At 71.1% G+C, this 26052-nt stretch carries 23 protein-coding genes; 6 read left to right on the top strand and 17 right to left on the bottom strand.

The annotated features are described in order from the left end of the window. Nucleotides 1-597: 597 nt before the first annotated feature. From tyrS to infC, 15 genes are all read right to left on the bottom strand, one after another. Nucleotides 598-1911, bottom strand: coding sequence for a tyrosine--tRNA ligase (gene tyrS, locus DEJ02_RS06655; protein WP_111032412.1), 1314 nt, complete (start codon nucleotides 1909-1911; stop codon nucleotides 598-600). Between the two features lie 63 nt (nucleotides 1912-1974). Continuing rightward, the gene (locus DEJ02_RS06650; protein ID WP_111032411.1) at nucleotides 1975-2673 is read right to left on the bottom strand and encodes a DNA-3-methyladenine glycosylase; all 699 of its coding nucleotides are present in this window, start codon (nucleotides 2671-2673) and stop codon (nucleotides 1975-1977) included. Further along, a complete protein-coding gene (argH, locus tag DEJ02_RS06645; protein ID WP_017887965.1) occupies nucleotides 2670-4106 on the bottom strand; it encodes an argininosuccinate lyase in 1437 nt (478 codons plus the stop codon). The genes DEJ02_RS06650 and argH overlap by 4 nt, the downstream gene beginning before the upstream one ends. Before the next feature lie 38 nt (nucleotides 4107-4144). Further along, the gene (locus DEJ02_RS06640; protein ID WP_111032410.1) at nucleotides 4145-5341 is read right to left on the bottom strand and encodes an argininosuccinate synthase; all 1197 of its coding nucleotides are present in this window, start codon (nucleotides 5339-5341) and stop codon (nucleotides 4145-4147) included. A gap of 18 nt (nucleotides 5342-5359) precedes the next feature. After that, nucleotides 5360-6283 carry an ornithine carbamoyltransferase gene (gene argF, locus DEJ02_RS06635; protein ID WP_071405139.1) on the bottom strand — a complete coding sequence of 308 codons (924 nt, stop codon included), beginning with the start codon at nucleotides 6281-6283 and terminating at the stop codon, nucleotides 5360-5362. Further along, the gene (locus DEJ02_RS06630; RefSeq protein ID WP_111032409.1) at nucleotides 6280-7503 is read right to left on the bottom strand and encodes an acetylornithine transaminase; all 1224 of its coding nucleotides are present in this window, start codon (nucleotides 7501-7503) and stop codon (nucleotides 6280-6282) included. The genes argF and DEJ02_RS06630 overlap by 4 nt, the downstream gene beginning before the upstream one ends. Then, nucleotides 7500-8552 (bottom strand): acetylglutamate kinase, encoded by a 1053-nt coding sequence (gene argB / locus DEJ02_RS06625; RefSeq protein WP_110865442.1) that lies wholly within the window; start codon nucleotides 8550-8552, stop codon nucleotides 7500-7502. Before argB ends, DEJ02_RS06630 begins: the two co-directional genes overlap by 4 nt. Then, complete coding sequence (argJ, locus tag DEJ02_RS06620; RefSeq protein WP_111032408.1) at nucleotides 8552-9751, bottom strand: bifunctional glutamate N-acetyltransferase/amino-acid acetyltransferase ArgJ; 1200 nt, start codon at nucleotides 9749-9751, stop codon at nucleotides 8552-8554. Before argJ ends, argB begins: the two co-directional genes overlap by 1 nt. After that, nucleotides 9748-10845 carry an N-acetyl-gamma-glutamyl-phosphate reductase gene (locus DEJ02_RS06615; RefSeq protein ID WP_111032407.1) on the bottom strand — a complete coding sequence of 366 codons (1098 nt, stop codon included), beginning with the start codon at nucleotides 10843-10845 and terminating at the stop codon, nucleotides 9748-9750. Before DEJ02_RS06615 ends, argJ begins: the two co-directional genes overlap by 4 nt. 77 nt (nucleotides 10846-10922) lie before the next feature. Then, a complete protein-coding gene (gene pheT / locus DEJ02_RS06610; protein WP_111032406.1) occupies nucleotides 10923-13415 on the bottom strand; it encodes a phenylalanine--tRNA ligase subunit beta in 2493 nt (830 codons plus the stop codon). Further along, nucleotides 13415-14455 (bottom strand): phenylalanine--tRNA ligase subunit alpha, encoded by a 1041-nt coding sequence (gene pheS / locus DEJ02_RS06605; RefSeq protein WP_071405145.1) that lies wholly within the window; start codon nucleotides 14453-14455, stop codon nucleotides 13415-13417. Before pheS ends, pheT begins: the two co-directional genes overlap by 1 nt. A gap of 96 nt (nucleotides 14456-14551) precedes the next feature. Next, nucleotides 14552-15403: an RNA methyltransferase gene (locus DEJ02_RS06600; protein WP_111032405.1), complete on the bottom strand. Its 852-nt coding sequence runs from the start codon at nucleotides 15401-15403 to the stop codon at nucleotides 14552-14554. 65 nt (nucleotides 15404-15468) lie between these two features. After that, nucleotides 15469-15852 carry a 50S ribosomal protein L20 gene (rplT, locus tag DEJ02_RS06595; protein WP_017887975.1) on the bottom strand — a complete coding sequence of 128 codons (384 nt, stop codon included), beginning with the start codon at nucleotides 15850-15852 and terminating at the stop codon, nucleotides 15469-15471. Nucleotides 15853-15879: 27 nt separating this feature from the next. After that, on the bottom strand, nucleotides 15880-16074 hold the full coding sequence (rpmI, locus tag DEJ02_RS06590; RefSeq protein ID WP_017887976.1) for a 50S ribosomal protein L35: 195 nt from the start codon (nucleotides 16072-16074) through the stop codon (nucleotides 15880-15882). Nucleotides 16075-16134: 60 nt separating this feature from the next. Beyond that, nucleotides 16135-16809 carry a translation initiation factor IF-3 gene (infC, locus tag DEJ02_RS06585; RefSeq protein WP_081827403.1) on the bottom strand — a complete coding sequence of 225 codons (675 nt, stop codon included), beginning with the start codon at nucleotides 16807-16809 and terminating at the stop codon, nucleotides 16135-16137. 314 nt (nucleotides 16810-17123) lie between these two features. Between infC and DEJ02_RS06580 the strand changes: the two genes are divergently transcribed. Next, complete coding sequence (locus tag DEJ02_RS06580) at nucleotides 17124-17474, top strand: DUF1844 domain-containing protein (RefSeq protein WP_027466553.1); 351 nt, start codon at nucleotides 17124-17126, stop codon at nucleotides 17472-17474. A 75-nt stretch (nucleotides 17475-17549) separates the two neighbouring features. On the opposite strand, the gene DEJ02_RS06575 is transcribed toward DEJ02_RS06580, so the two are convergent. Next, nucleotides 17550-18875 carry a phosphotransferase gene (locus DEJ02_RS06575; protein WP_220038365.1) on the bottom strand — a complete coding sequence of 442 codons (1326 nt, stop codon included), beginning with the start codon at nucleotides 18873-18875 and terminating at the stop codon, nucleotides 17550-17552. Between the two features lie 128 nt (nucleotides 18876-19003). On the opposite strand from DEJ02_RS06575, the gene DEJ02_RS06570 reads away from it, so the two are divergent. The 4 genes from DEJ02_RS06570 (at nucleotide 19004) to DEJ02_RS06555 (ending at nucleotide 24308) form a co-directional block, all read left to right on the top strand. Beyond that, a complete protein-coding gene (locus DEJ02_RS06570) occupies nucleotides 19004-20476 on the top strand; it encodes a CHAD domain-containing protein (protein ID WP_111032404.1) in 1473 nt (490 codons plus the stop codon). Nucleotides 20477-20496: 20 nt separating this feature from the next. Next, complete coding sequence (locus DEJ02_RS06565; protein WP_111024335.1) at nucleotides 20497-20952, top strand: MaoC/PaaZ C-terminal domain-containing protein; 456 nt, start codon at nucleotides 20497-20499, stop codon at nucleotides 20950-20952. Nucleotides 20953-21042: 90 nt separating this feature from the next. Further along, nucleotides 21043-22929 carry a glycoside hydrolase family 2 protein gene (locus DEJ02_RS06560; protein WP_181440286.1) on the top strand — a complete coding sequence of 629 codons (1887 nt, stop codon included), beginning with the start codon at nucleotides 21043-21045 and terminating at the stop codon, nucleotides 22927-22929. Nucleotides 22930-23078: 149 nt separating this feature from the next. Continuing rightward, nucleotides 23079-24308: a hypothetical protein gene (locus tag DEJ02_RS06555; protein ID WP_181440285.1), complete on the top strand. Its 1230-nt coding sequence runs from the start codon at nucleotides 23079-23081 to the stop codon at nucleotides 24306-24308. 105 nt (nucleotides 24309-24413) lie between these two features. Here the strand turns inward: DEJ02_RS06555 and DEJ02_RS06550 are convergent, their stop codons facing one another. Then, nucleotides 24414-25472, bottom strand: coding sequence for an amidase domain-containing protein (locus DEJ02_RS06550; RefSeq protein WP_258378675.1), 1059 nt, complete (start codon nucleotides 25470-25472; stop codon nucleotides 24414-24416). Between the two features lie 105 nt (nucleotides 25473-25577). Between DEJ02_RS06550 and DEJ02_RS06545 the strand changes: the two genes are divergently transcribed. Continuing rightward, nucleotides 25578-25961 (top strand): hypothetical protein, encoded by a 384-nt coding sequence (locus DEJ02_RS06545; RefSeq protein WP_071405149.1) that lies wholly within the window; start codon nucleotides 25578-25580, stop codon nucleotides 25959-25961. The last annotated feature ends 91 nt before the right edge of the window (nucleotides 25962-26052 follow it).

Here is a 26052-nt window from a genome sequence, read left to right as displayed (position 1 = left end):
TCAAACTCTCCGTAAAAAAATACAGACCCAACACCCGAAGGCATCAGACCGAGTTGATTCTGACTGTTGACTGTCTACTGACAATCTTCAATCCAAAAGGAATTGCTTCATGACCCAGTCAGCAAGCCGACCAGGCACGAGGTCAATCAATAAATTGGCATTGACAATGTGCACGCTGTTGAGTTCTCAAGGACCAGACGCACTTGCTCCTCGGCTCGAGTTCGAGCTTCAGCCACAAGGCTTGTGTTCTTGGCTTGCCACCGGTTGTTCGTCGGACCCGGAGGTCCAGTGGCTCATCCCGAGGGGAGAGAACCGGTGGGCTTGTCATCCTAGGCGTCGAAGCGATCCGGCGCAAGGCCCGATCTGAACTTCAGTGGAGGATGGTCCCGCTTGAGGGCCGACGTGCTCTGGGCTTTCGCTCCAGCCGCTCCGCCGCACCTTTGGGGTGACGAGTAAGAACTATACGCAGCCCTGAGCGAGTGCGCCAAGCCAGCCCCCATCCCGGGCGTGTCGCGTTGTGCAACACACGTCGCCCGGACGCAGTGATGCCCGGTTCCACAGGGGAACCGGGCATCACAGACGGTGGAGCAACCGGGATCAGGCGAGCGTCACTCCGGCGAGGGTCTTCTTGCCACGACGGAGGACGAGCACTCCCCCGGGCAGGGCGAGGTCGGACAGCGGGGCGGCCGGGTCTTCGGCCCGGACGTTGTTCACGGAGACGCCGCCCTGGTCGATCGCGCGGCGGGCCTCGCCGAGGGACTTCACGAGTCCGGTCTCCACGAGTGCCCGTGCGACGTCCGCTCCGGAGTCGAGCGTCACCGACCCCGGCAGCGCGGCGATCGCCGACCGCAGGGTCTCCGGGTCGAGCGCACCGAGGTCACCGTTGCCGAACAGCGCGGCCGCGGCATCGATCGCCGCCTGGGTCGCCGCCACTCCGTGCACGATCGAAGTGACCTCGAAGGCCAGGGTCCGCTGGGCCTCTCGTCGGAAGGGCTCGTCGGCGACGGCCTGCTCGAGTCGTTCGATCTCGGCGCGCGTCAGGAACGTGAACTGCCGCAGTCGGGCGATCACGTCGGCGTCCGTCGTGTTGAGCCAGAACTGGTACATGGCGTAGGGCGAGGTCATCTCGGCGTCGAGCCAGATCGCGTTGCCCTCGCTCTTGCCGAACTTCGTACCGTCGGAGTTCGTGATGAGCGGGGTCCCGAGGGCGTGCACCGTGGCACCTTCGGCACGACGGACGAGCTCCGTGCCCGAGGTCAGGTTGCCCCACTGGTCCGAGCCACCGGTCTGCAGCGTGCACCCGTACTGCCGGAAGAGTTCGCGGTAGTCGAGCCCCTGCAGGATCTGGTAGCTGAACTCGGTGTAGCTGATCCCCGCATCGGAGTTCAGGCGCGCGGCCACCGCGTCCTTCTTGAGCATCGAGTTGACGCGGAAGTACTTGCCGACGTCGCGCAGGAAGTCGATCGCGGACAACGGGGCGGTCCAGTCGAGGTTGTTCACCAGCCGGACGCCGTTGTCGCCGTCCGGACTGAGGAACCGGGACACCTGGGTCTGCAGCCGGGACACCCACTCCGCCACGGTCTCCGGCGTGTTCAGCGTGCGCTCGGCCGTGGGACGCGGATCGCCGATGAGACCGGTCGAACCACCCACCAACGCGAGCGGCTTGTGCCCGGCGAGCTGCAGCCGTCGCATGGTCAGGAGCTGCAGGAGGTTGCCGCAGTGCAGTGACGGCGCGGTCGGGTCGAACCCGCAGTAGTACGTGATCGGCTCACCGTCGAGGGCCTCTTGCAGCGCGGTCTCGTCGGTCGAGACCTGCACCAGACCGCGCCACTGCAGTTCGTCCCACACCGAGTCGAAGGCGGGGTCGTTCTGCTGGCGCGTCAGGACGTCTTGAGCGGTATCACTGGACACCCCGCCATCGTAGCGGCGACGGACGTCCGGCAGGCGCGGCGGCCGGGAGGCCCGTGGCCGGGTTCACGAGTCGAGGGCGCCCTTGTGCCGCCGGTACGTCGAGACCGTGGGGTCACCCGTCAGCCAGAAGCGCCAGGGGTACCGCGCCCCGCCGGCGATGCCGCCGACGCCGGTGCGCGGCCCGCGGGAGATCCGCGGGACCGCAGCGCCCGCGGGCGGACCGGCCAGGGTCTCGGACAGGAGCTCGTCGATCACGTGGGCCGGTCCGGCGGAGGCGAGCCGGGCCTCCAGGCCGGGTGCCAGGGTGAGCACGAACGGGCCGGACCCGTCGAGGAGCGACGTGCCGTCGTCCTGCCCGAGGACCGCTCCGAGCGCACCACCGAGGTTGCCGGGCCCGCGTGCCAGGGCGACGTCCGCGACCTTCGACCCGCGACGCGCTCGCGCGACGTCGAGTCCCTCGACGACCTGCGCACCGCGCAGCAGCGAGCCCGACGAGGAGCCGGCCGGCCCGCTCACGACGTTGACGCAGGTGTGGATGCCGTACGAGCGGTAGGCGTACAGCGTGCCGGGCGGACCGAAGAGGTGGCGGTTGCGCTCCGTCATCCCCCGGTGTCCGTGTGAGCCGGGGTCGGTGGGGCCGGAGTAGGCCTCGACCTCGGTGATGCGGAGCGCCACGCCGCGCCCCGCGATCGTCGCACCGAGCAGGGCCGGCGCGGCGATCGGGGCGGGCTCGGCGAGCAGCGCGGCGATCCCCTCGGTCATCGCGAGAAGGGTGCACCCTCGGCCAGGTCGCGGACGCGGCGGGTGACGGACGCGAGCTGCTCGGCGACCCGGTCGGGTGCGGTGCCCCCGACGCCGGAGCGCGATGCGACGCTGCCCTCGATGGTCAGGACGGAACGGACGTCGGGCGTGAGGTGCTCGGACACCGACCGGTACTCGTCGTCGGTCGGCTCGTCGAGCTCGATGCCGCGCTCCTCGCAGTACCGGACGAGCGCGCCGGAGACCTCGTGCGCATCCCGGAACGGGACGCCCTGGCGGACCAGCCACTCGGCGACGTCCGTCGCGAGCGAGAACCCCTGCGGCGCGAGCTCGGCCATCCGGTCGGTGTCGAAGGTCAGGGTCGCGATCATGCCGGTGAACGCGGGCAGCAGGACCTCGAGCGTGGCGACGGAGTCGAAGACCGGCTCCTTGTCCTCCTGCAGGTCGCGGTTGTAGGCCAGCGGCAGCCCCTTGAGGGTCGCGAGGAGCCCGGTCAGGTTGCCGATCAGTCGCCCGGACTTGCCCCGGGCGAGCTCGGCGATGTCCGGGTTCTTCTTCTGCGGCATGATGCTCGAGCCGGTCGAGAAGGCGTCGTGGAGCCGGACGAAGCCGAACTCCTTCGTGTTCCAGAGGATGACCTCTTCCGACAGACGCGAGACGTCGATGCCGATCTGCGCGAGGACGAACGCGAACTCGGCGACGACGTCGCGGGCGGCCGTGGCGTCGATCGAGTTGTCCGCCGGGCGGTCGAAGCCGAGCTCCGCGGCGATCGCGGCGGGGTCGAGGCCGAGCGAACTCCCTGCCAGCGCACCGGCACCGTACGGGCTGACGCTCGCGCGGCCGGCCCAGTCGCGGAGGCGCTCGAGGTCGCGGACGAGCGGCCAGGCGTGCGCGAGCAGGTGGTGGGCCAGGAGCACGGGCTGCGCGTGCTGCAGGTGCGTGCGGCCCGGCATGATCGCGGCCGGGTGCTCGGTCGCCTGCTGGGTGATCGCGTCGACGAGGTCGATCACGAGCCGGCCGATGCGCCGCCCGTGGTCGAGCATGTGCATGCGACCGAGGGTGGCGATCTGGTCGTTGCGGCTCCGACCGGCACGGAGCTTGCCGCCGAGCTCGGGACCGAGGTCGGCGATGAGCAGGCGTTCGAGGGCGCCGTGGACGTCCTCGTCGGAGTCGTCGGGCTGCAGCGTGCCGTCGGCGTGCGCCGCTTCGAGCCGGTCGAGGCCGGCGAGCATGCGTTCGAGCTCGTCGGCGGTCAAGTAGCCCGCGGTGTGCAGCGCTCGGGCGTGGGCTCGGGACCCCGCGATGTCGTACGGCGCGAGCTGCCAGTCGAAGTGCGTCGACTTCGAGAGCGCGGCGAGGGCCGCACTCGGGCCGTCGGCGAAGCGGCCGCCCCAGAGGGCACCGGTGTTGGTGGCGTCGGTCTTCTCGTCGGTCATGTCGTCCTGCGTCGTTTCGTCTGTGGTGCGGCTGTTGGTCAGTTCGCCGCGTCGCGGCGGGCGGAGATCTTGCTGGGCAGTGACCAGAGCTCGATGAACCCCCTGGACACGGACTGGTCGAACGCGTCGCCGGTGTCGGACGTCGCCAGGTCGAAGTCGTAGAGGCTCTGCTCCGACCGACGGCCCGTCACGGTGGCACGCCCGCCCTGCAGCCGCAACCGGACGTCGCCGGACACGTGCTGCTGGGTGTGCTCGACGAAGGCGTCGAGGCTGCGCTTGAGTCCGCCGAACCACAGGCCGTCGTAGACCAGGTCGGCCCACTCGGACTCGACGCCGCGTTTGAACCGGGCGACGTCGCGCTCGAGGGTGAGGCTCTCGAGCTCCTCGTGCGCGGCGATGAGCGCGATCGCGGCCGGCGCTTCGTAGACCTCGCGCGACTTGATGCCGACCACCCGGTCCTCGACGACGTCGATCCGCCCGACGCCGTGCTTGCCGGCGACCGCGTTGAGCTCCTGCACCATGCGCAGCACGCTGAACCGCTGCCCGTCGAGGGCGACCGGGACACCGCGGTCGAAGGTGATCGTGACCTCGTCGGGCTGCTGCGGGAGCGCCGGGTCCTGCGTGGTCGCGTAGAGGTCGGCGGCGGGGGCGGTCCACGGGTCCTCGAGGAGCCCGGTCTCGACCGCTCGGCCCCACACGTTCTGGTCGACCGACCACGGCTCCCGTTCCGAGTGCTGGATCGGCAGCCGGTGCTCCTGCGCGTAGGCGATGGCGCGGTCGCGGGTGAGGGCGAGGTCCCGCACCGGTGCGACGGTCCGCAGGTCCGGGGCGATCGCCGCGACGGCTGCCTCGAAGCGGACCTGGTCGTTGCCCTTGCCGGTGGAGCCGTGCGCGACGCTGTCGGCACCGAGTTGCTTCGCCGTCAGCGCGAGGTGCTTCGCGATGAGTGGGCGGCTCAGTGCCGAGACGAGCGGGTACCGCTTCTGGTAGAGCGCGTTGGCCCGGAGCGCCGGCACGATGTACTCGTCGGCGAACTCGTCCTTGGCGTCGACGACGAGTGACTCGACGGCGCCGCAGTCGAGCGCACGCTGCCGGACCGCCTCGAGGTCCTCGCCGCCCTGGCCGACGTCGACCACGAGTGCGACGACGTCCTTGCCGGTGGCGTCGCGCAGCCAGCCGATCCCGACGGAGGTGTCGAGACCGCCGGAGTACGCGAGGACGACGCGGTCAGCCACTGGTGTCCGATCCGTCGGCTAGTCGTTGGCGAGCAGCCAGGCCAGCAGCGCCTTCTGGGCGTGCAGACGGTTCTCCGCCTCGTCCCAGATGATGCTGCGGGGGCCGTCGATGACGTCGGCGGTCACTTCGAACCCACGGTCGGCCGGCAGGCAGTGCATGAAGACGGCGTCGTCGGCGGCGTGCGCCATGAGCGCGTCGTCGACGCGGTACCCCGCGAAGGTGTCGAGGCGCGACTGCTTCTCGGACTCCTTGCCCATCGACACCCAGGTGTCGGTGACGACCACGTCGGCACCAGCGACCGCGGCAACCGGGTCGGTCACCACGAGGACGGAGCCGCCCGTCACGGCGGCGCGTTCCTCGGCGTCGGTGACGACCTGCGCCGACGGGGAGAACTCGGCGGGGGCGGCGACGCGGACGTGCATGCCCGCCGTCGCCCCGGCGAGCAGGTACGACTGCGCCATGTTGCTCGCACCGTCGCCGATGAACGCCACGGTCTGCCCGGCGAGGGCGCCGCGGTGCTCACGGATGGTGAGCAGGTCGGCGAGGAGCTGGCAGGGGTGGAAGTCGTCGGACAGCGCGTTGACGACGGGGACCGTCGTGCCGGCGGCCATCTCCTCGAGCCCGGCCTGACCGTAGGTGCGCCACACGATCGCCGAGACCATGCGCTCGAGCACGCGGGCGGTGTCCGACGGGGTCTCCTTGCCGCCGAGCTGGCTGTTCGCCGTCGAGATGATCAGCGGGCTGCCGCCGAGGTCGGAGATGCCGACGTGGAAGGACACCCGGGTGCGGGTCGACGACTTGTCGAAGATCACCGCGACGCTCTGCGGACCGGCCAGCGGCTTCTCCGCCCAGCGGTCGGCCTTCATGCGGTCGGCGATGTCGAGGATCGCGGACTGCTCGGCCTGGCTCAGGTCGTCGTCGCGGAGGAAGTGGCGGGTCATGCGGTGGGCTCCTGCGCTGCGGCGACGGCCGCGAGGCTCTGGGCGAGGATCGACAGGAACTCGTCGATCTCGGCGTCGGACACGATGAGCGGCGGCGCGATGCGCAGGCTCGACTCGTTGGGTGCGTTGATGATGAGGCCGCGCTCGAGGGCGGCTGCGTTGACGGCCGGACCGATCGGACCGGTCAGACCGACGCCGATGAGCAGGCCGGTGCCACGGACCTCTTCCACCAGCGGGGAACCGATGGCGCGGATGCCGTCACGGATCCGCTCGCCCTTGACCACTGCGCCAGCGACGAGTTCCGCACGCTCGATCTCCTCGAGCACCGCGTTGGCGACGCGGGTGCCGAGCGGGTTGCCGCCGAAGGTCGACCCGTGCTGGCCGGCCGAGAACAGGTCGGACGCCCACCCGAACGTGACCAGGGCGCCGATGGGGAAGCCGCCGGCGATGCCCTTCGCGACGGTGATGGCGTCCGGCGTCACCCCGTGGCCCTGGAACGCGAACCAGTTGCCGGTCCGGCCGACACCCGTCTGGATCTCGTCGAGGATCAGCAGTGCGCCGTGCTCCGCGGTCAGTCGGCGTGCCGCCAGCAGGAAGCCCTCGGGCAGGTCGACCACGCCGGCCTCGCCCTTGATGGGTTCGAGGATCAGGGCTGCGACGGAGTCGTCGATCGACGCTTCGAGCGCCTCGATCGAGGTGTCGATGTGCTCGACGCCCGGGATCATCGGCAGGAAGTCCTGCTGCAGCGCAGGCTTGCCGGTGAGCGCGAGGGCACCCATCGTGCGCCCGTGGAAGCCCTGCTTGAGCGCGAGGATCCGGGTCTTCGTGCCGTCCGCACCCTTGTTGAGGCGGGCCAGCTTGAACGCGGCCTCGTTCGCCTCGGCGCCGGAGTTGCCGAAGTAGACACGGCCAGCGTCGCCCGCACCGGTGATGCGCTTCAGCCGCTCGGCGAGTTCGAGCTGCGGCGGGGTGGCGAAGTAGTTCGACACGTGCACGAGCTTCGCGGCCTGGTCGGCGATCGCCTCCACCAGGGCGGGATGCGCGTGGCCGAGCGAGTTCACCGCGATGCCGGCGAGGAAGTCGAGGTACTGGTTGCCGTCGACGTCCCACACGCGGCAGCCCTGGCCACGCTCGAGCATGATCTTGGGCGGGGTCAGGGATCGCATGAGCGACGCCCCGAACCGGTCGTTCCAGGTCTCGGTCTGCGTCTCGGTGCTCACTGCTGGTGTCCCTTCTCGTCCGTACCCGCCACGTGCTGGCCGGTACTGCTGTCGATCGACGGCGACGCCACGCGACGGCCGATCTCGGCGTGGGTCATCTGGTTCTCGGTTCGTCGGCTCGGGTCCGGGATCACCTCGGTGCCCGCACCCCGCAGGGTGAAGACCTCGAGCAGGATCGAGTGCGGGATCCGGCCGTCGATGATCGTCGCACCGCCGACCCCGCCGACCACGGCGTCGAGGCACGCGGTCATCTTGGGGATCATCCCCGACTCGAGGCTCGGCAAGAGTTCGCGGAGCTCGTCGACCGCGATGAGGTCGACGATCGAGTCCCGGTCGGGCCAGTTGCGGTACAGCCCGGGGACGTCGGTGAGCATCATGAGCTTCGAGGCGCGGAGCGCGATCGCCAGGGCACCCGCCGCAGCGTCCGCGTTCACGTTGAGTGCCTGGTCGGGGTGCGCGTCGTCGATCGCGATGCTCGAGACCACCGGGATCCGGCCGGCCTCGATCGCGGCGAGCACACCGGACGGGTCGACGTGGGTGATGTCCCCGACGTGGCCGAGGTCGTACTCCTGCCCGTCGACGACGACGCCCTTCTTCTCGCCGGTGAACAGCGAGCCGCCGTCGCCGAACACGCCGACGGCCAGGCCCTCACCGTGTTCGTTCATCAAGTCGACGATCTCGCGGTTGACCTCGCCTGCCAGGACGTCGCGGACGACCGTGATCGCCTCGGTCGTCGTGACGCGGTAGCCGCCGCGGAACTCGGACTCGATGCCCTGTTCCTTGAGGGCCGCGGAGATCTGCGGGCCGCCGCCGTGCACGACGACGGGGTGCAGACCGGCGTAGCGCAGGTAGACCATGTCCTCGGCGAAGGCGCGCTTCAGGTCCTCGTTCACCATGGCGTTGCCGCCGAACTTGACCACGACGACCTTGCCCGAGAAGCGCTTCAGCCAGGGCAGCGACTCGATGAGCGTCGCGGCCTTGACCGCGGCGAACTCGTGTTCTTCTTCCTTCGTGAGGGGCGTGCCGGCCCCGTTCGTGTCCGCCGCCATCAGCTGGAGTACGCGCTGTTCTCGTGCACGTAGTCGTGCGTGAGGTCGTTGGTCAGGATCGTGGCCGAGTGCGTGCCGACACCGAGGTCGATGCGCACGTGGGTGTCACGCGGGGTCAGGTCGACGGTGTCGCTCGGCTCATCGGGTGCGCCCGCGTGGCAGACCCGGACGCCGTTCATGCTGACGTCCACCGCGTACGGGTCGAACTCGGCATCGGTGGTGCCGATCGCCGCGAGCACCCGGCCCCAGTTCGGGTCGTTGCCGAAGACGGCCGCCTTGAACAGGTTGTTCCGGGCGACGCTCCGACCGACGGTCACGGCGTCGTCCTCCGTCGCGGCGTGCACGACCTCGATCGCGATGTCGTGGCTCGCACCCTCGGCGTCCTGCTGCAGCTGGCGGGCCAGATCGGCGCAGACCGCGGTCAGGGCCTCCTGGAAGTCACCGACCTCGGGCGTCACGCCGCTCGCACCCGACGACAGCAGCACGACGGTGTCGTTCGTGGACATGCAGCCGTCGGAGTCGACCCGGTCGAACGTGATGCGGGTGGCGGCACGGAGCGCCTGGTCGAGCTGGTCCGGCGTCTGCACGGCGTCGGTCGTGATGACGACGAGCATCGTCGCGAGGCCCGGGGCGAGCATCCCGGCACCCTTGGCCATGCCGCCGACGGTCCAGCCGTCCTCGGTCACGACGGACTGCTTGGCCTTCGTGTCCGTCGTCATGATCGCGGTCGCCGCATCGGGACCGCCGTCGCTGCTGAGTGCAGTGCTCGCCAGGTCGACGCCACGGAGCACGTTGTCGCGGAAGGTCTGGTCGCCCACACCGATCAGCCCGGTGGAGCAGACCACGACGTCGCCGGCCCCGATCCCGAGGGCGTCGCCCACGGCTTCGGCCGTCAGGTGCGTGGTCTGGAAGCCGAACGGGCCGGTGAAGCAGTTCGCGCCGCCGGAGTTCAGGACGACGGCACGCGCGACGCCGTCCCCGACGACCTGGCGGGACCAGATGACGGGGTGCGCCTGGGCTCGGTTGCTGGTGAAGACGGCGGCCACGGCCGCGTCGGGGCCGTCGTTGACGACGAGGGCCACGTCCGGCTTGCCGCTCGTCTTGAGGCCTGCGGTGACACCGGCGGCGCGGAAGCCCGCTGCCGCGGTGACGCCCTGGAGGCCCGGCTCGGTCTGGGTGGTCGTGCCTGCGTCGGTCACGGTGCGACTCCGTCCACGCTGAGGCCCGTGGTCTCGGGGAGACCGAGGGCGATGTTCGCCGACTGGACGGCGGCGCCGGCCGTGCCCTTGGCGAGGTTGTCGAGCGCGGTCACCGCGACGACGCGGCCTGCGGACTCGTCGACGGCGATGCCGACGAGCGCGGTGTTCGCACCGATCGTGTCCGCGACCCGGGGGAACTCCCCCTCGGGCAGCAGGTGGACGAAGGGCTCGTCGGCGTACGCCTGCTCCCAGGCGAGCCGGACGTCGCGTGCGCTGACGCCGGGCGAGAGCTTCGCGGTGGTGGTCGCCAGGATCCCCCGCGACATCGGGACCAGGACCGGCGTGAACGAGATCGTCACGTCGGCGGCCCCCGCGACCTGCAGGTTCTGCTGGATCTCGGGGACGTGCCGGTGCGAGCCACCGACGGCGTAGGCGCTGGCGGACCCCATGATCTCGGAGGCCAGGTAGGTGGTGCTGAGCTTCTTGCCGGCACCGCTCGGGCCGACGCTGAGCACCGCGACGAGGTCGTCGGACTCGACGAGACCGGCCTGGATGCCCGGCTGGATGCCGAGCGTCACCGCGGTGACGTTGCAGCCGGGGACCGCGATGCGCTTCGTGCCGACCAGGGCGGAACGCTGCTTGCCCTGCGACGCGATGTCGTCGACCTCGCGCCATTCATCGGCCGAACCCGGGGTGGGCGCCGCGAGCAGGAGCTCGGGCAGACCGTACGTCCACGCGCCGAAGTAGTCACCGCCGTAGAACCGCTCCCACGCCGCCGGGTCCGTCAGCCGGTGGTCCGCGCCGCAGTCGATGACGAGCGCGTCGTCGCCGAGTTCCGCGGTGATCGATCCCGACTGCCCGTGCGGCAGCGCCAGGAACACCACGTCGTGCCCGCGCAGCGTCTCGGCCGTCGTCTCCGCCAGCGTCAGGTGCGACAGTGAACGGAGGTGCGGCTGCGTCGCGATCAGGGGCTGTCCGGCGTTCGAGAACGCCGTCACCGTCCTGACCTCGAACTCGGGGTGGGCGGAGAGCACACGCAGGAGCTCACCACCCGCGTAGCCGGAGGCTCCCGCCACGGCGACGGATACGGACATGGGATTCCACCTTTGGTCGGACTGGTCGTCGAGAGAGTCGGAGGCGGCGACCCCGGGCGGTGCTGATCCCGTGTGGGTCAGTCGCGCAGGGTCGCCCCGAATCGCTCGCCGGCACGTCGGACAGCGCCGTCACGGGCCTCGGTGGCCTCGGCAGCGGTCAGCGTGCGGTCCGTGGCACGGAAGCGCAGCGCGAACGTCAGGGACTTCTGTCCCTCGTCCACGCCGGAGCCCCGGTAGTCATCCACGAGCCGAGCATACTCCAACAGGTCTCCGGCGCCAGAGCGCACCGCATCCAGCACGTCACCGGCCGGCACGCTGGCATCGACGACGAGCGAGAGGTCCTGCGTGGCCGCCGGGTAGGAGACGATCGGCGCGACCGCGACGAGTTCCGGGGCCGCGGCGACCAGCGCGTCGAGGTCGAGCTCGACGACCGCCACCACCCGGGGCAGGACGGCGGCCTCGGCCAGTTCGGGCAGGAGCTCACCGGCGACGCCCACGACCGTGCCGTCGACGAGCAGCGACGCGGCCCGGCCCGGGTGGAGGGACGGGTGGGTCGTCTGCGCGACGGTCAGTTCGACACCGACGGCCCAGGCGACCTGGCGGGCCGCATCGATCGCGTCGGCGATGCCGAACGGCTCTGCCGTGGTGCCGGGCTGCTTGACGACCCGGTGGCCGGTGAGCAGTGCGGCGACGTGGAAGGGCTGGGCGGGCAGCGAGGCGTCCAGCGCCTCGAGCGTCGCACGGTCGGGCCGGGCGGCGCCCGCCGGGACCTCGTCGGTGCCGAGCGTCACGCCCGTCACCGGCAGGAACACCCGGGACGTCTCGTAGAGCGCGACGTCCACGAGCCCGCGCGACACGTTGCGACGGGCGGCGTCGACCAGGGCCGGAACGCCGCTGCGGCGCAGGAGGTTCTGCTCGCTGTCCAGGGCGTTCGCGAGCACGACGCTCGGTCCGCCCTGCGGGTCGATCCCCGGGTAGGCGTCCTGCGTGGCCGCCGACACGAACGGTGCCGTGACGACCTCGGTCAGGCCCGCCGCGGCCAGCGCCGAGGCGACCCGACGACGAGCCTGCTGGTGCCGGGTCAGGCCCCGGCCGGGCGGCGCGACCGGCAGCACGCTTGGGATCCGGTCGTAGCCGACGATGCGCGCGACCTCTTCGACGAGGGTGGTGTCGTCGGTCAGGTCGGGACGCCAGGTGGGCGGAGTGACCGCGAGCTGCTCACCGTCGGCCTCGACCGTGGCGCCGATCGCACGGAGCGTGTCGATGACCTCGGCGTCGGTGTAGTCGACGCCGACGAGCTCGGACGGACGCGAGAGCCGCATCGTCACGGTCGCCCGCGGCTCGGTGTCGACGAGCGTGGACCCGAGGGCGTCAGCGGTGCCGCCGGCGAGCTCGACGAGGAGCTCGACGGCACGGTTCGCCGCGGCCTCGGCCACCTGCGGGTCGACCCCGCGCTCGAAGCGACGGGATGCCTCGCTGGGGAGCTTGTGGCGACGAGCGGTGCGGGCGATGGAGACCTGGTCGAACCCGGCGGCCTCGATCAGGACGTCGGTGGTGCTCGCCGAGATCTCGGTGCGGGCTCCGCCCATGACGCCGGCGAGGCCGACGGGACCGTCGTCGTCGGTGATGACGAGGTCTTCGGGGTCGAGCTTCCGGACCGTGCCGTCGAGGGTCTCGAGCGTCTCGCCAGCGGTCGCCCGGCGCACGCCGAGGCCGCCCGCGATGGTCTGCAGGTCGTAGCCGTGCAGCGGCTGGCCGAGCTCGAACATGACGTAGTTCGTGATGTCGACGGGCAGGGAGATCGAGCGCACCCCCGCCAGCGAGAGGCGCGACACCATCCAGGACGGTGTCTTGGCGGCCGGGTCGATCCCGCGGACGACGCGGGTGACGAACGTCGACGCTCCGACCCGACCCCGCACCGGAGCCTGGTCGTCGATCGTGACCCGGAACCCCTCGGCCGCACGCGGCGCGACGCGGTCGACGGGGTCGTGGAAGCTGGCTCCGGTGGCGTGCGCGTACTCACGGGCGACCCCGCGCATGCTGAGGACGTACCCACGGTCGGGCGTGACGTTGATCTCGACCGCGGCGTCATCGAGGCCGAGGAGCGCGATGGCGTCGGCACCGACGGTGGGGTCCATGCCGAGGTCGGCGAAGCGCAGGATGCCGTCGTGCTCGTCGCCCAGCCCGAGCTCGCGGGCCGAGGCGATCATGCCGTCGGACACGTGCCCGTAGGTCTTGCGGGCGGCGATCGGGAACGGCCCCGGCAGGACTGCGCCGGGCAGCGTGACGACGACGAGGTCGCCGACGTCGAAGTTGTGCGCGCCGCAGACGATGCCGCGAGGCTCGGCTTCGCCGACGTCCACCTGGCACCAGTTGATGGTCTTGCCGTTCTTCTGCGGCTCGGGGACGCGCTCGAGGACCCGACCGACCACGATGGGGCCGGTCAGGTCGAAGGTGTGGACGTCCTCTTCCTCGAAGCCGACCGACACGAGCGCCGCGTGGACGTGCTCGAGCGTGACGTCCTCGGGGAGGTCGACGGACTCACCGAGCCAACGGAGTGGGACGCGCATCAGACCACCGTTCCGAACTGCTGCGAGAAGCGGATGTCGCCCTCGAGGAAGTCACGCATGTCGTTCAGGCCGTTGCGGAACTGCAGAGTCCGCTCGATGCCCATGCCGAACGCGAAGCCCTGGTACTCGTCCGGGTCGATGCCGGCGGCACGCAGGACGTTGGGGTTCACCATGCCGCAGCCACCCCACTCGACCCACCGCGCGCCACCCTTGGCGTTCGGCTGCCAGACGTCCATCTCGGCGCTGGGCTCGGTGAACGGGAAGTAGTTCGGGCGGAGCCGGATCTGCGCCTCGGCGCCGAACATCTGCCGGGCGAAGTGCTCGAGCGTGCCGCGCAGGTGCGCCATCGTCAGGCCCTTGTCGATCGCGATGCCCTCGACCTGGGTGAAGACCGGCAGGTGCGTGGCGTCGAGCTCGTCGGCACGGTAGACGCGACCCGGCGCGATGACGTACAGCGGGAGGTCACGCGACAGCAGCGACCGCACCTGCACCGGCGAGGTGTGGGTGCGCATGACCAGGTGCCGGTCGACGGGCTCGACGAAGATCGTGTCCGCCATGGCCCGGGCCGGGTGGTCCTGGTCGAAGTTCAGGGCGTCGAAGTTGAACCACTCGTGCTCGAGCTCGGGGCCTTCTGCCACTTCCCACCCCATGCCGACGAAGATGTCGGCGACGGCTTCGTTCAGCAGCGAGAGCGGGTGGCGGGAGCCGGTGGCGCGGTGGACCGGCAACGCGGTGACGTCGACGCGCTCAGCTTCGAGCCGTGCGTGTTCCTCGGCCACCGCGAGGACGGATTCCTGCTCGGCGATCGCCGCGTTCACCCGCCCACGGGCCTGCCCGACGAGCTTGCCCGCCGCGGCCTTCTGCTCCGGCGGCACACTGCGCATCGATGCGTTCATCCGCGCCAACGGTGACTGCTCACCGGTGTGCTCGGCCCTGGCCTGCTTCAGTTCGGCGACCGTCGTCGTGGCACGGACGGCGGCGAGGGCCGCGTCCACCGCGTCGGCGACGGCCGATTCGCTGATCTCGAGAGGTTCTGACACGAGACCCAAGCCTACCGGCCGTCGGGATACCACCCACCTGCACCGAGCGGACGGTGGATGACCGATGCCGACGACCGGCCTGGGGAGGGAGGAGCGTCAGCTCCGGAGCGCGAAGGCCGACTCGTAGAGGCACACCGACGCGGCCGTGGCGAGGTTCATCGACTCCGCCTGCCCGTAGATCGGCACCTTGACGGCCCGGTCGACGAGCGCCAGGTCGTCGGCGGTGAGTCCGCGGGCCTCGTTGCCGAAGACCCACGCGGTCGGACCGTCGAGCATCCCCTCAGCGCGGACCACCGGCAGGTCGTCGCCGGAGACGTCCGCCGCGAGCACCGTGTAGCCGAGGGCCTTCGTCCGCTCAATCGTGTCGGCCAGGGTCACGCCGACGGACACCGGGACGTGGAACAGGGACCCGGTCGTCGACCGGACGACCTTCGGGTTGTACGGGTCGACCGAGCGTCCGGTCAGCACCACCGCGTCGGCGCCGGCCGCGTCGGCGGCCCGGATGATCGTGCCGGCGTTCCCCGGGTCCCGGACCTCTTCGAGGATGGCGACCAGTCCGGGCAACGCGGCCTGCTCGTCGGACGCCTCACGGGCCTCCCGGTCGGCGGCTGCCGCAGCGCGGTCCGGGAAGACGTCCTTCACCGACGTCGGGAACTGCTGGCACACCGCCACCACGCCCTGCGGGGTGACCGTGTCGGCCATTGCGTCGAGCACCTGCTCGGTCACGAACCAGGTGTCCACCGGCGCGTCGTCCAGCCCGTAGCGGGCTGCGGCGGTCGGGGTCACGTAGAGCTCGCGCAGGAGCTCCGGGGCGTATTCCAGGGCTTCGCGGACCGCTTGGGGCCCTTCCAGCAGGAACAGGCCGGTCTCGGCCCGGACGTCCTTCTTGGCCAGGGCCGCAACGGCCTTCACGCGTCCGGCACGGGGGTTCTCGAGGAGATCGCTCACGACCCAAGTCTAGGAACGACGAAACCCCCGCCGTGCGGCGGGGGTTTCGCGAGCAGAAGAACTGACTACGCAGCCTTCGGGGCCGAGGTGTCGGCCGGGAGGGCCTTCTTCGCGGTCTCGACGAGCGCGGTGAAGGTCTCGGGGTTGTTCACCGCGAGGTCGGCGAGGATGCGACGGTCGACCTCGACGCCGGCCAGGTTGAGACCCTGGATGAGGCGGTTGTAGGTCAGGCCGTTCGCACGGGACGCAGCGTTGATGCGCTGGATCCAGAGGCGACGGAACTCGCCCTTCTTCGCGTGACGGTCGCGGTACGCGTAGACGAGGGAGTGGGTGACCTGCTCCTTGGCCTTGCGGTACAGGCGCGAACGCTGGCCGCGGTAGCCCTCGGCGCGTTCGAGGATGACGCGGCGCTTCTTGGCGGCGTTGACCGCTCTCTTTACTCGTGCCATTGCACTATTCCTTTACGATCCGGGGGCTCAGTGGCCGAGGAGCTTCTTGACGTTCTTCGCGTCACCCTTGGAGAGGACCTGGTCCTCGTTCAGGCGGGCCTTGCGCTTGGAGCTCTTGACCTCGAGGTTGTGACGCATACCGGCCTGCTGCTTCATGATCTTGCCGGTACCGGTGACCTTGAAGCGCTTCTTCGACCCGGAGTGGGTCTTCTGCTTGGGCATGGTGGTGCCTTTCCGTGGGATGGATGGGGGGCCGCGTCGTTGCGGGTTCGGTCCGGGGACCTATTCGGCCGCGGCGTCCGTGGATTCCGCAGCTGCCTCGGACGTGGAACCGGCCTCGGCCTCGTCCTTGCCCTTCGCGGCGTGCTCGGTGGCACGCCGCTCGGCCTTCTGTGCAGCACGCTTGGCGTTCTGCTCGCCCTTGACGTCGGACTTGTTCTTGAGCGGGGCGATGATCATCGTCATGTTGCGACCGTCCTGGGTCGGACGCGACTCGACGACACCGAACTCGGCGATCTCTTCCGCGAACTTCTGGAGGAGACGGACACCCTGCTCCGGACGCGACTGCTCGCGGCCACGGAAGAGGATCATCGCCTTCACCTTGTCGCCGCCGAGGAGGAACCCCTCGGCGCGCTTGCGCTTCGTCTCGTAGTCGTGCACGTCGATCTTCAGGCGGAAACGGACCTCTTTCAGGTCCGTGTTCACCTGGTTGCGACGGGCTTCCTTGGCCTTCTGAGCGGCTTCGTACTTGAACTTGCCGTAGTCCATGATCTTGGCCACGGGCGGCTTCGAGTTCGGCGCGACCTCGACCAGATCCAGTTCGGCTTCCTGCGCGAGACGCAGTGCCATGGCGATCGGGACAACGCCGACCTGCTCACCCTGCGGACCGACGAGTCGGACTTCGGGAACGCGGATTCGGTCGTTGGTACGGGGATCGGTGATGCGGAGCTCCTTCAATCAGGTGGTGGCCGTCCGGGGCGTTTGCCCTGGACGACAGCACGAGAGAGGAGATCTGACGCACGGGATGTCGACCCGTTCGGCAGCCGCCCTGCATCGGATCCGTGGGATCCGACCGACGGGTGCAACACGTGCACTCGCGGAGCGGTGGTGACCCGGTAGCCTGGTGGAACGCGGCCGCGGGTGGGAGAGATTCCTCTTTCGTGACACCGTCCGGGTGTTGTCGAGGATCTTGATCTCAGGAGAACTGATGTCAAGGGAACTGACGGCACACGGACAGCATCTGCCGCGAGCAAGCCTAGCAGAGGAGCACCGTGAGCGACACCCCGATCGACGACACCGGCATCGACGCCGCCAGGGACATCGCGGAGGTGCCGGCGGTCGAACTCATCAACACCGTTGCGGTGCACCTGCTCAGTGCCGCGGCCGTGAAGGTGGGCCTGGCAGACGACCCGCAGGAGCAGACCGACCTGGACGAGGCGCGGAAGCTCATCACCGCGCTGGCCGGCCTGGTCACCGCAGCCGCGACCGAGATCGGCGACCACCACGCCCGTCCGCTCCGCGACGGGCTGCGTTCGCTGCAGCTCGCCTTCCGCGAGGCGTCGGCGATCCCGGACCCGATCGGTGCCGGACCGGGCGAGAAGTACACGGGTCCCGTCAACTAGACGACGTCACCCGGTGACGGACGGGAGGCCCGTGGCGGTGTCGCCACGGGCTTCCCGTCCGTTCGTGGGTCGCGGTCAGGACCCGCTGTCGCCGACCAGGCGCGCGACGGCCGCGAGCGGGATGCCGACCCAGTCGGGTCGGTTGCGGGTCTCGTAGACGACCTCGTAGACCGCCTTGTCGAGCTCGAAGGCGTCGAGCAGTGCGCTGTGGGCGGCGAGGTCCGCGCCGGTGCCCCGCTGGTAGCCCTCGAGGAAGCGTGCCCGCGCCTCGGCCGCCCAGGCGGCCGCGTCGACCGGTTCGGCATCGTGCGCCAGCGCACCCGCGACGTAGTCGAACGAGCGGAGCATGCCCGCGACGTCGCGCAGGGTGACGTCCGGCAGCGAGCGTTCATCGAGGGGGCGGAGCGGCTCGCCCTCGAAGTCCAGGAAGACCCACCCGCGGGGGTCCGGTGCCGACAGGACCTGTCCGAGGTGCAGGTCACCGTGGATGCGCTGCAGGTCCGGCCACGTCGCGTCGGCGGCACGGGCGTAGACCGCGCGGACGGCGTCGGCGTGGTCGGCGACGGCCGGGGCCTCGCGGGCGGCGGTGTCGAGTCGGGCGTGCATCGTCGCGACGGCGGCGTCCCGTCGGGGAGCGTCTGCCGGTTCCGTCGGCAGCGCTCCGGCGAGGGTGCGGTGCACGTCGGCGAGCGCGGTGCCGAGCTGCTCGGCGCGGTCACCGAACGGCGTGCCGGCCTGCGCCTCCTGCAGGGCGACGCGCCAGGCGTCGTCGAGCCCGGGCAGGAACTCCTGGGCGAAGGCGAGGTGCCCCGTCGCCGTGCCGTCCGGGCGTCCGACGTCGGGCCAGTCGGCGCGGAGGGCGCCGTAGACCCGCGGCACGCGCGTGCTGCCCGCCGCCGTGAGCGCGAGCTGCGTGGTCACGTCGGGGTTGTCGCCGTGGTGCAGCACGCGGAAGACCTTGATGATGACGCGGTCGCCGGACTCGGTGTCGCAGATGACCGACGTGTTGGACTGCTCACCCGTCAGGACGCGGGCGGCGGTGACCCGACCGATCGGGCTGAGGCTGTCCGGTGCCGCGTCGATGCGTGCGGCGAGTGCCGACACCCACGCGAGATCGGTGGTGGCGTCGACGACCGTGCCGTCGGGGCCGCTGGTGATCGGCGACTGGTAGAGGACGGGGGCCGCGGGGGCCTCGTCGAGCACCAGCCGGGTCCCGTCGTCGGTCGAGATCGTCCGGAGGCGTGGCACGGACCCCTTCGAGGCGTACCAGCGGCGGTCGGCGATCCAGGACTCGAGGTCGCGGTCGCTCGGCGTGCTGGTGTCGGGGGCGCTGGTGTCTGCGCTGGTGTCCGCGCTCGTGTCTGCGCGGGTGTCGGGGGCGCTGGGTGCTCCGTCGCTCATGCAGCGGAACCTACGCGCCGGGGCCTGGCGAGGTGCCGAGTCCCCCACAGGACGGGCCGCGGAGCACTCCGTCCACAGAACCCCGTTGCCCCCGGTCTGACACGGGTGCGCCGGACGACACTTGCGGCATGCCCCGATCCGCTGCTGCTCCTCCCCCCGCCGCTGACGCTGCACGTGCGCTCCCCGACCCCCGCCGGACCTGGCGGATCCTCGACGACCGCAGGCTCCCCGCACTCGAGCCGTTCGCCGCCGACGTCCGCCGCCACGGAGCGGTGACGGTGCGCGAGACGGTGTGGGACTCCGACGACCGGGTGCTCGCCGCCGAGGGCGTCGTGCTCACACGCTTGCCGGACGACACCTGGACGATCGACCGGGGTGCCCACGGGGTCGGCCCGGAACCGCTCGACGGCGCGTCCGACGATCCCCCACGGGACGCGGTCGAGGTGTTCCTGCGTGGTCGCCCGCTGCGGACCGTCCGGGTCCGTGACACCACCACGACGCTCGTGACCCTCCGCGGCAGGGACGGCCGGGTGCGGGCCGAGGTCGCCGACGTGCGCGTGGACGACGGTGACCCGGACACCAGCGTGCTGCGGTCGTCGCGGTGGTGGGCCCTGACCGACGACGGACGCGACGGTGCCACGGCACGAGCGGCCGAACGAGCGCTGCACGACGCGGCGACGGACCCGGTGGACGTTTCGTCGGTACCGCTCCCCCGGGGCCCGGAGCCGGCGCCGGAACGCCGACGCGGCCGAGCGAAGCGCCCCCGGCCGGACACCGCCGCCGGGCTCGTCCTCCGGGTGCTCGATGCCCTGCGGCGCGACCTCGTCGCGGCGGACCCCCGGGTACGAGCCGACGAGCCCGAGGCCGTGCACGACCTGCGGAAGGTGCTGCGCCGCCTGCGGAGTGTGCTCGCGGCGTTCCGCGGCGCGCTCGACCGCCAGGCGACCGAGGACCTCCGTGCCGCCCTGGCCGAGACCGGACGGATCGCCGGAACCGCTCGCGACGCCGAGGTGCTGCACGCCGGCCTTTCCCGGTCGGCCACACACGCCCCCGACGGGTACGTGGACGCCGAGACCCTCGACCGCATCGCTTCGGAGACCGCGGAACGTCGCAGCGTCGCCGCTGCTGAACTCCGGCGAGCGCTGCGCTCCGACGCCTGGTTCCGGACACTCGACGCCCTCGACGACCTGCTGCTCCGGGCACCGGCAGGCCCGCACGCGGACGACGACGCGGCCACGTTCACCGCCCGGCGCATCCGGCACGAGCGGGTACGCGTCGGTCGGCTGCTGGGTGAACCCAGCGATGACCTCGACACCCTGCACGAGGTCCGGAAGGCCGCGCGCCGGTTGCGCTACGCACTGCAGGCGGCCGGTGACGTGCCCGACGTCGGGAAGCGCCGGCTCGGTCGACTGCGACGGGTGCAGGAGACCCTCGGCGAGACGCTCGACGCCGCACACGCAGCCGATGCGTACCGACGGCTGGCCGCCGTGGCAGCGCAGCACGGCGAGGACACGTTCGTGTACGGCGTCCTGGCAACGACCGAGCAGGTGGCCAGCACGCAGGGCCTGCGCCGATCGCGGAAGCTGCTCGCGCGGCTCTGACCGGGTGCGAGAATCGGGCCGTGCCGCACTACTTCGAGGACCTCGCTGCCGGACAGACCTTCACGACGCCGGGGCGCACCATCACCGAGGCGGACGTGGTGTCGTTCGCCTCGTGGACGAACGACAACAACCAGGTGCACACGGACGTCGAGTTCGCGGGGAAGACCCGGTACGGCCAGCGGATCGTGCACGGGTTGCTCGGCACCTCGCTGTGCCTCGGGCTCATCGCGCGCACCGGCGTCTTCGAGGGGTCCGCGGTGGCACTGCTCGGGATCGACCAGTGGCGGTTCACCGAGCCCGTGTTCATCGGCGACACCGTCACCTGCACCGTCGAGGTCCTGGGCACCCGGCTGACGAGTTCGGGCACGACCGGGATCGTCGAACGAGCGGTGGCCCTGCGGAACCAGCACGGCGTGGTCGTCCAGCAGGGACGGATGGACGTCATGGTGCTCACGCGCGACGCTGCGATCGGCTGAGCAACCGTTCGACGAGCGCCCCGCGGCACCTGCTCCGCGCAATCCCGACTCCCTCTTTACAACGATGTACCAGCACGGGAGCATGGACGCATGAGCACGCTCGACGGCATCGTGGCCGCACCTGACTCCGCTTCCGCCCCCGGCCTCCCCCTCGCTTCGCGGCAGGACGGCACGTACCCCCGGCCGCAGATGCTCCGCACCGCGTGGGCCGACCTGGACGGCACGTGGTCGTTCCGGAACGACGGCGACGACGACGCCTGGCGCACCGGCTTCACCGACGCCCGGGACATCGTCGTCCCGTTCCCGCCCGAGTCCCCGGCGTCGGGCATCGACGAGCCCGGCTTCCACCCCGTGGTCTGGTACTCCCGCGCGATCACCCGCTCGGAGCTCGACGCCGCCGGGTTCGGCACCGGCGCGCCCCGGCTCGTGCTGCACTTCGGCGCCGTCGACCACCGTGCCCGCGTCTGGATCGACGGGCAGTTCATCGGCGGGCACGAGGGCGGCCACACCCCGTTCTCCTTCGACGTCACCGAGGCGCTGACCACGGACCCCGACGCCGTGCACACCCTGGTGGTCCGCGCCGAGGACGACCCGCACGACCTGACCCAGCCGCGCGGCAAGCAGGACTGGCACGAGGACCCGCACGCGATCTGGTACCGCCGGACCACCGGGATCTGGCAGACGGTCTGGCTCGAGGCCGTGCCGACCGCCTCGATCGCGTCCCTGCGCTGGACGAACGTCGACCACGCGACCATGCGGCTGACGGTTCGGCTCGACGGTCACCGCACCGGCGGCGAGCGCCTGCGCGTCGAGGCCCGCTGGGACGACCGCGACGAGCACCTCGCCACGATCGAGACCGCCATCGGCGAGACCGGGGACGAGTTCGACGTGGTCGTGCCGATCGCGCGGCAGACGAACGGGCAGGCCGAGGACGAGCTGCACTGGACGCCGGACACGCCCCGGCTGATCGACGCCACGGTCACGCTGCTACCGAGCGCCGGCAACGGCAACGGCACGACGGTGGGCACGGGCGCGCTCGACGCCGTCGCCAGCTACTTCGGGATCCGGACGGTCGGGGTCGACGGGGGCGCGTTCCTGCTCAACGGCCGACGCCACGACGTCCGCAGTGTCCTGAACCAGGGCTACTGGCCCGAGTCGCACATCGCCGCCCCGTCCCGCCGGGCACTCCGCCGCGAGGTCGAACTCATCAAGGAGCTCGGCTTCAACGCGGCCCGCAACCACCAGAAGATCGAGGACCCCCGGTTCCTGTACTGGGCCGACCGGCTCGGACTCATGGTGTGGGGCGAGGCCCCCGGCGCCTACGCGTTCTCCCCCCGCGCCGTGCAGCGTCTGATGCGCGAGTGGATGGACGCCGTCGAGCGTGACGCCTCGCACCCGTCGATCGTCACGTGGGTGCCCGTCAACGAGAGCTGGGGTGTGCAGCACATCGCCACCGACCCGGCCCAGCAGGCCTACGCACGGGCCCTCGCCGACGTCACGCGGGCGTTGGACCCGACGCGTCCGGTGATCTCCAACGACGGGTGGGAGCACACGAACTCCGACATCGTCTCGATCCACGACTACGAGGGCGACGGACCCCGGCTCGCTGCCACCTACGCGGACGAGACCGCACGGGCCCGACTCCTCGGTGGCATCGGCCCGGCGGACCGCCGCATCCTGGTCGGCGGCGCCGAGGACCTCGGCCAGCCGGTGATGCTCACCGAGTTCGGCGGCGTGAACTACCAGCCGGGCGTCCAGCGCGAGGACGGCTGGGGGTACACGTCGGCCACTGACGGCGACGACTGGGTCGCCCGCATCACCGCGCTGTACGACGCGATCCGCGCGAGCTCGTTCCTCGCCGGGTCGTGCTACACGCAGCTCACCGACACCATGCAGGAGACGAACGGCCTGCTCAACGCAGACCGCTCCCCGAAGGTCCCGATCGAGCAGATCCGTCGCGCGGTCACGGGGCGCTAGCCGGGAGGCCCGCACTTCGTGAGCAGGAATGGTCGGGTCCGGCAGACGGACCCGACCAGTACTGCTCACGATGCACACGGGTTGGCTCGCGCCGGGCGGTGGCTGCCCTCGATGCGGGGCGCGGCCTGCGATCTGGGAGGATCGGGCGGGTGACGAGCGTGGCGGAAGCGAGCCGGGCCTCCAGGCGAGGGTTCCGCAGCCTGCTGACCGGACGGCGCAGCGCCTGGACCGCGCCGCTGCTGATCTGGGCGGGCTCGCGGGTGGTCAGCACCGTGCTGCTGGCGACCGTGTACCTGCTGGCGACCGCGAACGGCTGGCCGTTCGCCTCGTACCGACAGGACCCCTCGTTCTTCACGTTCTCGGGCTCGTGGGACGCCTCGTTCTACCGGACCATCGCCGAGCACGGGTACCCGGCAACGCTGCCGGTCGATGACTCCGGGCACGTCCTGCCGAACGCGTGGGCGTTCCTGCCCGTCTTCCCCGCGGTCGTGCGGATCCTGATGACGCTGACCGGCGCCTCGTTCTGGGTCGCCGGGGTCGTGGTGGCGTCGATCGCCGGAGCGGGCGCCTGCGTGCTGCTGTACCGGCTGGTGCTCGCCGTCGGCTGCTCGCACCGGGCCCGCTGGGCGACGGCCCTGTTCGCGTTCGCGCCGACGGGGTTCCTGCTGCAGGTCGCCTACGCGGAGAGCCTGCTGCTCGTGCTGCTGTTCGGCGCGCTGCTGGCGCTGGTGCGGCGACGGTACTGGCTGATCGCGCCGCTCGGTGTCGTGGCGGCGTTCACGAAGCCCGGGGTCCTCGCGCTGGCGCTGGCACTGGCCGTGCACCTGGTCGTGCGGTGGGTCGGAGCGCACCGCTCGGGGCGCGCTGCCGAAGTGTTCCCGTGGGGTGACCGGATCGCGATCGTGGTGACCGGCCTGGTCGTCGCGGCTGCCGGACTGGCGTGGCCCGTCATCGCGACGGCCGTGACCGGGCGACCGAACGCGTACCTGGACACCGAGCTGTCGTGGTGGGTGGGGTTCGTCGGGCGGCAGCACTTCGCGCCGCTGACACCGTGGTTCACGATGGCGTCGACGTGGCTCGGGCCGCTCGGCATCGTGCTCGTCGTGGTGGTGCTCGCCGGCGCGGTGTGGTTCTTCTCACGCAGGAGCACCCGGGCCCTGGGGACCGACGTGCTCGCGTTCACGGCCTCCTACGGGCTGTACCTGGTTGCGGTGTTCCTGCCGCAACAGTCGTTGCCGCGGTTGCTCATGCCGATGGCGCCGTTGCTCGGGTCGGACGTCTTCGTGGGGACACGGCGGCGGGCGGTGACGTGGCTGGTCGTCGGGGTGTGCCTGCAGCCGCTCGCGATCGTGCTGCTGTGGTTCCTCGGGTACCCGTGAGCGGCGCTGTCCGTCGGCGCTGCAAGACACCGGTGTTCGCCGGTTGAACACGCGCAGACCGCGGTGCCACGCGCGAACACCGGTGTCTTGCGGGCCGCGACAGCGCTACGCGTCGAAGGTGTGGAACCAGGCCGATCCGCCGGGGTGCTGCACCGTGATCATCTCGTCGAGGTCGCGGTATGGGCCGTCCTGGTTGTGGCTCGCCGACTTGATGCGGATGGTGCCGTCGGACTCGGTGAAGACCTCGGACACGATGGTCGTGTGGTCCGGTGAGCCGTTGGCGTTCCAGTCGAAGAACACGATGTCGCCGACCTGCACCTTGTCGCGCTCGTCCGACGAACGCCGGGTGAGTCCGAACTCGGCCGCGTTGGTCTCGAGCCACGGGTCCATCGTCGGGCAGTAGGTCCACGTCGCACTGTGCTCGGCACCGGCCGCGCGGTTGTACCAGTCGGACCGCTGCTCCCACCCGCGGGCGATGAGCGTCTGGCTGACGTAGTTCGCGCAGTCGCCGCCGATCGGGTTCATCGTGCCGTACTCGGCGAGGTTGTAGTCCCTCCAGTACCGCATCGCGTAGGCGAGCTGCCGGTCGACGTCGGTCAGTGCGGCGTAGGCCAGGGTGGTCGAAGCGACCGCGCTGCCTGCAGCGGGCGTCGCGGCGGCGGTCGGGGTCGGCGTGGTCGTCGCGGTGTCCTGGGTGGCGCCGCTCTGCCCGTCGTTCGCGGCGCTGCCGTTGCCGTCAGAGGACTGGTTCGCCGACGCGGTGGGCTCGATCACCGAGGTGAAGAGCGCGACGTCGGCGTCACCGGCCGTGTACATCGCCTGGTGCGGGGCCATGAAGGTCACCTTCGACGCGGTCGCCGTGACGTCGCGCGCAGCAACACCGCCGACGGTGACGCCCTTGACGGCGGCGAGTCCGGTCCCCGTCACGGTGATCGTGACGCCACCGGCGAGCGGGACCTGCGCCGGAGTGACGGCCTTCGCGACGGGCTTCGCCGTCGGGGTGGACGATGCGTCCCCACCCCCGGAGCTCCCACGCCCGCCGCCCGAACCCTTGCCCGAGTCGCCGCCCTTGTCGCTGCCGGAAGAGCACGCCGCGACGGCGAGCCCGATCCCGGCGACGCCGGCGAGGGACAGGAGTGCGCGGCGGTTCATCGAGGCAGTCATGACACGACCAGCGTAAGCGACACATCCGTCGTTCCGACACGGCATGATCGTCTTCGGGGGCGAGCGTCCTCCGTGTCCCAGCGGACCCGTTCGGAAGGAACACACATGCCCGAGAGCCACGACTTCTTCGTCGCCACCGACCCCGAGACCGCCCGTGCCCAGGTGCGTGAGGCGCTGTCACGCGAGGGCTACACCGTCGACGACGCCGAGCAGGGGGCACTCCGTGCGACCCGCGGCAGCCTCGGCCTGACGCTGCTCATCGGCGGCATGGCGAACGACCGCACGTTCCACACCCGCCTGGACGTGCAGATCATGATCGCCCCGGACGGCCGCACGGTCGCCCGACTGCTGCGCGGCTCGGGCAAGTCCGCGATCAAGGGTGGAGCGCTCGGCATCTCCCGCGGCAACCGTGCCTTCGAGCAGGCCGCGAACGCGATCCACACCACCTTCGCGCAGTCCGGCGTGCTGACGGAGAGCATCGCCGGCTGACACGTCGACGGCGGGGACTGGTCCGACGCGACCCTCGGACGGACGGGAGGCCCGGTGCCAGCTGGCACCGGGCCTCCCGTCCGTCAGGGGG

This window comes from Curtobacterium sp. MCLR17_042, from assembly GCF_003234695.1.
Lineage (GTDB): Bacteria > Actinomycetota > Actinomycetes > Actinomycetales > Microbacteriaceae > Curtobacterium > Curtobacterium flaccumfaciens.
Note: the sequence above shows the minus strand (reverse complement) of the source record. Positions and strands in the feature narration are given on the sequence as shown.

Coding starts and splice junctions, on each gene's coding strand:
- DEJ02_RS06650 (WP_111032411.1), bottom strand. CDS start 2,673: ATGACCGAGGGGATCGCCGCGCTGCTCGCCGAGCCCGCCCCGATCGCC.
- argH (WP_017887965.1), bottom strand. CDS start 4,106: ATGACCGACGAGAAGACCGACGCCACCAACACCGGTGCCCTCTGGGGC.
- argF (WP_071405139.1), bottom strand. CDS start 6,283: ATGACCCGCCACTTCCTCCGCGACGACGACCTGAGCCAGGCCGAGCAG.
- argB (WP_110865442.1), bottom strand. CDS start 8,552: ATGGCGGCGGACACGAACGGGGCCGGCACGCCCCTCACGAAGGAAGAA.
- DEJ02_RS06615 (WP_111032407.1), bottom strand. CDS start 10,845: ATGTCCGTATCCGTCGCCGTGGCGGGAGCCTCCGGCTACGCGGGTGGT.
- pheT (WP_111032406.1), bottom strand. CDS start 13,415: ATGCGCGTCCCACTCCGTTGGCTCGGTGAGTCCGTCGACCTCCCCGAG.
- rplT (WP_017887975.1), bottom strand. CDS start 15,852: ATGGCACGAGTAAAGAGAGCGGTCAACGCCGCCAAGAAGCGCCGCGTC.
- rpmI (WP_017887976.1), bottom strand. CDS start 16,074: ATGCCCAAGCAGAAGACCCACTCCGGGTCGAAGAAGCGCTTCAAGGTC.
- DEJ02_RS06575 (WP_220038365.1), bottom strand. CDS start 18,875: ATGAGCGACGGAGCACCCAGCGCCCCCGACACCCGCGCAGACACGAGC.
- DEJ02_RS06570 (WP_111032404.1), top strand. CDS start 19,004: ATGCCCCGATCCGCTGCTGCTCCTCCCCCCGCCGCTGACGCTGCACGT.
- DEJ02_RS06560 (WP_181440286.1), top strand. CDS start 21,043: ATGAGCACGCTCGACGGCATCGTGGCCGCACCTGACTCCGCTTCCGCC.
- DEJ02_RS06550 (WP_258378675.1), bottom strand. CDS start 25,472: ATGACTGCCTCGATGAACCGCCGCGCACTCCTGTCCCTCGCCGGCGTC.
- DEJ02_RS06545 (WP_071405149.1), top strand. CDS start 25,578: ATGCCCGAGAGCCACGACTTCTTCGTCGCCACCGACCCCGAGACCGCC.